The sequence below is a fragment of the Nostoc cf. edaphicum LEGE 07299 genome, assembly GCF_015207245.1.
Classification (GTDB): domain Bacteria; phylum Cyanobacteriota; class Cyanobacteriia; order Cyanobacteriales; family Nostocaceae; genus Nostoc; species Nostoc edaphicum_B.
In genome coordinates this window covers 1-6,566 of sequence record NZ_JADEXF010000197.1, presented here as the reverse complement: position 1 = coordinate 6,566, position 6,566 = coordinate 1, and the positions used below count along the sequence as shown (strand labels likewise).

General features: G+C 42.9%; 7 protein-coding genes. 2 read left to right on the top strand and 5 right to left on the bottom strand.

Going from position 1 to position 6,566, the window contains the following annotated elements:
* The first annotated feature begins 175 nt into the window (after window positions 1-175).
* A complete protein-coding gene (locus tag IQ229_RS08025) occupies window positions 176-1,621 on the top strand; it encodes a deoxyribodipyrimidine photo-lyase, 8-HDF type (RefSeq protein WP_194042747.1) in 1,446 nt (481 codons plus the stop codon).
* 169 nt (window positions 1,622-1,790) lie between these two features.
* On the opposite strand, the gene IQ229_RS08020 is transcribed toward IQ229_RS08025, so the two are convergent.
* Window positions 1,791-2,759, bottom strand: a complete 969-nt coding sequence (locus IQ229_RS08020) for a glycosyltransferase family 2 protein (protein ID WP_194042745.1) — start codon at window positions 2,757-2,759, stop codon at window positions 1,791-1,793.
* Between the two features lie 137 nt (window positions 2,760-2,896).
* A complete protein-coding gene (gene ctpB / locus IQ229_RS08015) occupies window positions 2,897-4,237 on the bottom strand; it encodes a carboxyl-terminal processing protease CtpB (protein WP_194042743.1) in 1,341 nt (446 codons plus the stop codon).
* 312 nt (window positions 4,238-4,549) lie between these two features.
* Between ctpB and IQ229_RS08010 the strand changes: the two genes are divergently transcribed.
* Window positions 4,550-5,248 (top strand): YdcF family protein, encoded by a 699-nt coding sequence (locus IQ229_RS08010; protein ID WP_194042741.1) that lies wholly within the window; start codon window positions 4,550-4,552, stop codon window positions 5,246-5,248.
* 1 nt (window position 5,249) lies between these two features.
* Here IQ229_RS08010 and IQ229_RS08005 read toward each other — a convergent pair whose 3' ends face one another.
* The 3 genes from IQ229_RS08005 to IQ229_RS07995 all read right to left on the bottom strand — a co-directional run.
* Window positions 5,250-5,558: a Txe/YoeB family addiction module toxin gene (locus IQ229_RS08005; protein WP_194042739.1), complete on the bottom strand. Its 309-nt coding sequence runs from the start codon at window positions 5,556-5,558 to the stop codon at window positions 5,250-5,252.
* Entirely contained in the window at window positions 5,555-5,800 is a 246-nt protein-coding gene (locus IQ229_RS08000) for a type II toxin-antitoxin system Phd/YefM family antitoxin (RefSeq protein ID WP_228013289.1), read from the bottom strand. Before IQ229_RS08000 ends, IQ229_RS08005 begins: the two co-directional genes overlap by 4 nt.
* Before the next feature lie 108 nt (window positions 5,801-5,908).
* Window positions 5,909-6,566, bottom strand: a 658-nt coding sequence (locus IQ229_RS07995; RefSeq protein ID WP_457852499.1) for a 3-dehydroquinate synthase family protein, incomplete at its 5' end; no start/stop codon positions are given.

Genomic DNA, 6,566 nt, shown 5'->3' with positions numbered 1-6,566 from the left:
GTTGTGAATCTCACTTATTTACTCGGAACTCGGAACTGTTTCGCCCAATGCCCAATGCCCAATGCCCAATGCCCAATGCCCAATGCCCATTAAAAGAATAAATTTATCGCCAGAATGATGCTTATTGGTACCACTAGCATCTAAGCTAGTACGGGTGAACTATATCCAGCATGGAATGTCTGACTTAATTCTGTTTTGGCATCGGCGCGATTTACGCATTTCTGATAATACGGGACTGGCTGCGGCAAAACGGCAAAGTCCGAAGGTAGTGGGCGTGTTTTGCCTCGATCCGAATCTTCTGGAACGGGATGATGTTGCTCCTGTGAAAATAACTTATATGATTGGCTGTTTGCAGAAACTCCAAGAGCGATATGCTCAAGTTGGTAGCCAGTTGTTAATCCTCCACGCCGAGCCTGTACAAGCGATACCAGCTTTAGCCGAAGCAATAAATGCCAAAGCTGTTTTTTGGAATTGGGATGTAGAACCTTATTCACAAGAACGCGATCGCACTATTATAAATGCCCTCAAAGAAAAAGGTATTGAGTTTCTTAACCAAAACTGGGATCAAATCCTCAACTCTCCAGAGGAGTTACGCACGGGTAGTAACAGTCCTTACACGGTTTACACACCCTTCTGGAAAAATTGGATTGCCAAACCGAAGGCTCAACCAGTAGAAACATTGCAAAATGTTGAGGGTTTAACCGAAGCCGAACAGGAAATTGCCAAACTCGCGGGAGCGATCGCACTACCTTCAGCAAAAGATTTAGGATTTATTTGGGATGAACAATTAATTATTTCACCAGGAGAAGCGGCGGCACAAGAACGATTAGAAGAATTTACTAATAAAGCGATTACTGAATATCAAGAACAGCGAAATTTCCCCGCAGTGGACGGTACATCACAACTGAGTGCAGCTTTAAAATTTGGTGTAATTGGCATTCGCACCATTTGGCAAGTCACGGTAGAAGCACTGGAAAACAGCCGCAGTGAGGAAACAGCAGTTAATATCCGCACATGGCAACAGGAATTAGCTTGGCGGGAGTTTTATCAACACGCAATGTATAACTTCCCGGAATTAGCTGATGGTGCTTTCCGCGACACCTTTAAGAACTTTCCTTGGGAAACTAACGAAGAACATTTCCAAGCTTGGTGTGAGGGGAGAACAGGCTACCCCATTGTGGATGCAGCAATGCGCCAGATGAATGAAAGTGGCTGGATGCACAACCGTTGTCGAATGATTGTTGCCAGTTTCCTTACTAAAGACTTGCTAATTAATCCCCAATTGGGAGAAAAATACTTTATGCAGCACCTAATTGATGGTGATTTGTCTGCTAATAATGGCGGTTGGCAATGGAGTGCTTCTAGCGGCATGGATCCCAAACCTGTGCGGATTTTCAACCCAGCCAGTCAAACACAAAAATTCGATCCAGAAGGGGAATATATTCGGCAATGGGTGTCAGAATTGCGGTCTGTAGATACAGAATATTTAGTTACTGGGAAAATTCCACCTTTAGAACGTCATGCTGTTGGCTATCCTGACCCTATTGTGGATCATAAAATACAGCAACAGCAGTTTAAACAGCGTTATCAACAGCAGAAAATTCTTAGTATTGGTGAGTAAAATTGCGAATTTTTTAATGTTAGTTTAGAGTTGATATTGTATCATAGGCGTTGCTGAATTCAGGTATAAAAATGATTTTGCGTGATTTCAAAACCCTTGTAGAGACGTTGCAATGTAACGTCTCTACACCAAGATTTGTACATCTAATCAGCAAGGCCCTTTTTCTTCGTTACAGTCGAGCAATTATCTTGGCATTCTCTGGTAGCTTGGCATCTCTTTGTCCAGCAGTACGCGCCCTAGCTGTGAACAAACCAATGGGAGTACTTAATAAATCTACAAGGGTGGCTTGCTTCGCCAACGCCTTTTTAATATCTCTTGGTACTTCTTTCAATAACCAACGTGCCAAACGATAACCGTATTCTTTGGGTGTCATCTCTCGCATTAAATCTACACCGTGCAGTTCATGCAGATAGCGATTTGAGCGTCCATAACGCCGCCATTGACTTTGCAGTTCTTGAAGTGTAGCGCGGTGGCGGTGCTGAACGATCGCATTTGGGGCAAATTCCAAACGCCCGATGTTTTCCCCCAAAATTCGCCAACAAATATCAGCATCGCCACCAGTGGTAAGATAGGGGCGAAATAAACCCACTTTTTCAAAGGCAATGTGCCGAATCGCCAAATTAGCCGTTTGACCATAGGGACGAAAGGAATGGTTCAGGGTATGCTTTTGCGATAAAGTTTCTTGACGGTCTGCGTGTTGTTCTAGCAGAGTTGTGCCTCGTAGTGCCAAAATTTCACCAGCAACGATTACTACTTCTGGGTTGACAAAAGGCTGAATTAGTGTGTCTAACCATTGCGGTTGTGGGCGACAATCTGCATCGGTAAAAACCATAATTTCACCCGTAGCGGCGCGAATCCCAGTATTACGAGCAGCGTAAGAGCTTTGAATTTGGTTCTCGCCCAAGGGACGAATTATAATTGGGCAATTTTCGGCAGATGTTTTCAGGATGGCGAGAGTGCGATCGCTACTGTTGTTGTCCACCAACAAGTATTCTACCCGGTCTTTTGGGTAAGTTTGAGACAACAGACAATTGATTAACTCTGGTAAATCCGTCTCACCGTTATAAATAGGAACAACCACCGACACCATTGGTAAAAAGCTGGTGGTGGTGGTTGCATCAACTGGCTGATGATTCATAAATCTGAGATTTTGGAGATGGGATTACTAGCTAGTATTCCCAAATCAAAATCTTGGAACGGTAATATCAAGCAATTTCCATAACTCCAAAAATCTGGATTTGGGAATATATGAATACTTGGTAACAAATTACTCACTTAAAATTTCAAGTCACCAGCGCGGCTCATGGGTCGAGTCGGTTGATTTGCTGGCGGCTGGGCAAAGTTGTTATTTGATAGAATTGCGATCGCCCGAGCATATTGGGGATCGCTCTTAGTTCCGATTAGATTGGGATTAGAAGCCAATTGACGTTCTTGTGCTTCTGTCAAGTCTAGCTTGATATCTGGGGCAATCCCTTTATGATTAATATCTGTTCCCGCTGGGGTGTAGTAATGGGCTATGGTGACAGCCAAGCCGGAACCATCTGCGAGTTCATGAACTGACTGCACTAGTGCTTTGCCAAAAGTTTGACCACCTATGACTACTGCCCGCTTATTATCCTTGAGTGCCCCTGTGAGGATTTCGCTAGCACTAGCTGAATTACCATCTACTAAGACCGCCAAAGGACGATTTGTCAAAGCAGTGCGATTAGCTTTAGTTTCCTCAGTGCTGCCCACACGGTCTACTGTCTTGACAATTCCGCCGTCATTATACCACATCCGAGCAATTTCAATGCTCGCCTGCAACAAACCGCCAGGATTCCCCCGCAAATCCAAGACATAAGAATCAACTTTCTTAGTGTTCAAATCGCGGATGGCTCGTTGCATTTGTTCTGCGGCGTGGGCGCTAAATTCTCGCAAACGGATATAGCCAACGCGGCGATTCCCTTCTTGCTTGAGAGTATAGCGTACCGTTGGGACTTCAATACTTGCCCTTGTCAGCTTCAAATCAAAGGCATTTTGGCCTGTACGTCCCAATCGTAGCTTAATGGGAGTACCCGCTTTGCCACGGATGAGCTTAGAAGCATCATCCACTTTCATTTTGAGAGTGGGTTTGCCGTCAATTGCCAAAATTTGATCGCCTGCTTTGATCCCAGCTCTCAGTGCCGGAGAATTCTCTATGGCTTCGACAACGGTGAGGCGCTGAGTTTTTTCGTTCACTTCCATCCGAATGCCGATACCAGAGACTTCCCCAGATGTTTGGCTAGTCAGAGCTTCAAATTGTTGGGGATCCATGAACCGAGTGTAAGGATCTCCCAATTTTTGTAAAGCTTCGCGGATGGCAGTGTATGCTTCTTCCTTAGAAGAGTAGTCTTTGCTCAACAGGCTTTGCCTGGTTGCTTGCCAATCTTGTTGATTAAATTTACCATCAACATATTCATGATTTACCAGTTGCCAAACTTGGTCAACTATCACTTTTGGGCTGTCTTGTAGGGCTAGAGCAGCACGGACACCACGAGTCCAAGCGGGGCCGAACACGGACATGGTAGCAGTTGTGGCGATCGCTCCACCAATCAAGGCTACTTGGAGCGGTGAGTAACTTTTCGCAGATTGGTTCATGTATACTTAGCTGGAATAATTGTGTTGTTGACAGTTTAGCAATCAGGCTTTCCAGAAAATTTTAAGTTTTTATACCCCAGAATCAACAATCTTCCTTCATCATTTTTATCCTTAAATGATGCCAAAAATGCCGCATTAGTTATTAACAATGATTTCTCAGTTTGTTAGTCTTCTCCGGAAGGCTATACTGAGCATATGACACTTTAATTAGCGTCATCTTTGCATTCTAGATTACTTTTATAAGATAGCACTTTGCTCACTGAATTGCAGTACTGTTAGACAGTAATAAAATCAGTTTTTCTTACTTAAGTCATGAAACGCAAATTTACCATCAAATCATTAATTTCTATTAAAAAAAAATCTGTTAATCTGTGGCAATTGTTACAAAAACTTAGTGGTGGATTGTATGTTGTCCTGGGTGTTTGGCTGATTTTCACTACTATAACCTTACTTTTTGCTTCTTCGCAGCCAATAGATGCTTTCTTTGTGTTAGGTGGCAGTATTCGTCGAGAAACTTATGTTGCTCAACTAGCAAAACAATATCCACAAACCCCAATTTTAATTTCTCATGGTTCCCCAGATCCCTGTATAAGGTTAATTTTTGAGGCGGAATTAGCAGAGTTACAAAACGTTTGGTTAGAAAACTGCGCGAATTCTACCTTTGAAAATTTTTATTATGGTATTCCAATTCTGCGCCGTTGGGGAGTGCATAAAGTCATGTTGATTACCTCAGCCAGTCATTTACCCAGAGCTAAATGGATGGCACAGGTTCTTTTGGGCGCTCATGGTATTTGGGTAGAGCCAGAAATTGTTCAAGAATTGGGTATTCCTGGTAATCGGGAATCTTGGACTAAAACTGGATTAGATGTAACGCGCAGCTTATTTTGGGCGATTTTAAGTCAAATTATTCAACCACAATGCTCAAATGTGACAAAGCTTACTGATGTAGATATGCAAGCTTGGGAGCATCAAGGTTTTCATTGCGAACACCAAGGGGGGTTGAGGAGATAACTTACTCGTAATGCGTCCACATACGAATTATCTTGACTACTTGCTCGGATTCGATGACCTCATATACCAACCGATGCTGTATATTTATCCTACGAGAATAAGCACCGGATAAGTCACCAACCAGCTTTTCATAAGGTGGAGGATTTTGAAAAGGATTTTCTTTAAGGACTGCCAGTAATTCCTCGGCCTTTTCCTTTAAGTTACTAGAAGCTAATTTCTTCGCGTCTTTTTGCGCTTGTTTGGTGTAAATCAACCTCCAACTCGTTCCTTCGGGATTTGCAAGTGGCTCCTCAGAAGCTTGCTGACTCACCAATCCAACTCCCCATCACATTCTTGGATCGGGGTTGCTAGTCCTTCTTTTATAGATTCTCGCATTCCAGGGAGAGATAATAAGTAAAGAGTCTCTTGAATTGCAGACCAATCTTTTTCTGCAAGCAGAATCGCATTACCGCGATCGCCTCGAATGATCACAGGTTTACCCTGCTCTGCTACTTGGTCGATGATCTCTTGCAAATTATTTTGAGCGTCGTTGACGGGAAGCGAAGACATCATAACTTTTTTTTAACTCACAATAACTTTAATTTAGTATAAAAGTTGAGAAACTTACCACATTATCAACGAAGAAGAAATCGCTTTTGCTGATTGCACCCAAGGGATAAATCAATGCAAAAGTTCCCAATCTTGCAGCATGAAAATAGCATCTCTATACAAAGAGAAATCCGCCTGATTAGCTTCAATTCCCTCTCCGATTCCTTGTAGAAGGGTAATTGTCAATTCTCCTCCCAAATGTTCACGGAACTCGGTAAGCCCCCTAAATATACAATGCGGATGATCTAGTTGATCTAACTGCTCTGTCAGTGCTGATACGTACAAGGTAAAACCTAATTTCTTAAGTGTAGTTAGAACCCTTTGCCACTCTGATTGCAACAGTTGCCCTGTTAAATATGAATAGGTTGTATCTAAAGCAATGCCGATCGCAACAGCTTCACCGTGACGTAGGCTGTAATTAGTTAAATGCTCCAGTTTGTGAGCAGCCCAGTGTCCAAAGTCTAAAGGACGCGATGAACCCATTTCAAAGGGATCGCCGCTACCAGCAATATGCTCTAAATGCAACTGAGAACAACGATAGATTAACCTTTCCATTATGTCCATGTCTCGATTAGTCAATTTATCGGCATTAGTCATAATGAAATCGAAGAAATCTGCATCTTTAATCAGCGCTACTTTCACAGCTTCTGCAATGCCCGATCGCCAATCTCGATCGTCGAGGCTAGTAAGAAAATCAAAGTCATTCAAGACAGCATAAGGTGGCATGAAT

Coding starts and splice junctions, on each gene's coding strand:
- IQ229_RS08010 (WP_194042741.1), top strand. CDS start 4,550: ATGAAACGCAAATTTACCATCAAATCATTAATTTCTATTAAAAAAAAA.
- IQ229_RS08020 (WP_194042745.1), bottom strand. CDS start 2,759: ATGAATCATCAGCCAGTTGATGCAACCACCACCACCAGCTTTTTACCA.
- ctpB (WP_194042743.1), bottom strand. CDS start 4,237: ATGAACCAATCTGCGAAAAGTTACTCACCGCTCCAAGTAGCCTTGATT.
- IQ229_RS08000 (WP_228013289.1), bottom strand. CDS start 5,800: ATGATGTCTTCGCTTCCCGTCAACGACGCTCAAAATAATTTGCAAGAG.
- IQ229_RS08025 (WP_194042747.1), top strand. CDS start 176: ATGTCTGACTTAATTCTGTTTTGGCATCGGCGCGATTTACGCATTTCT.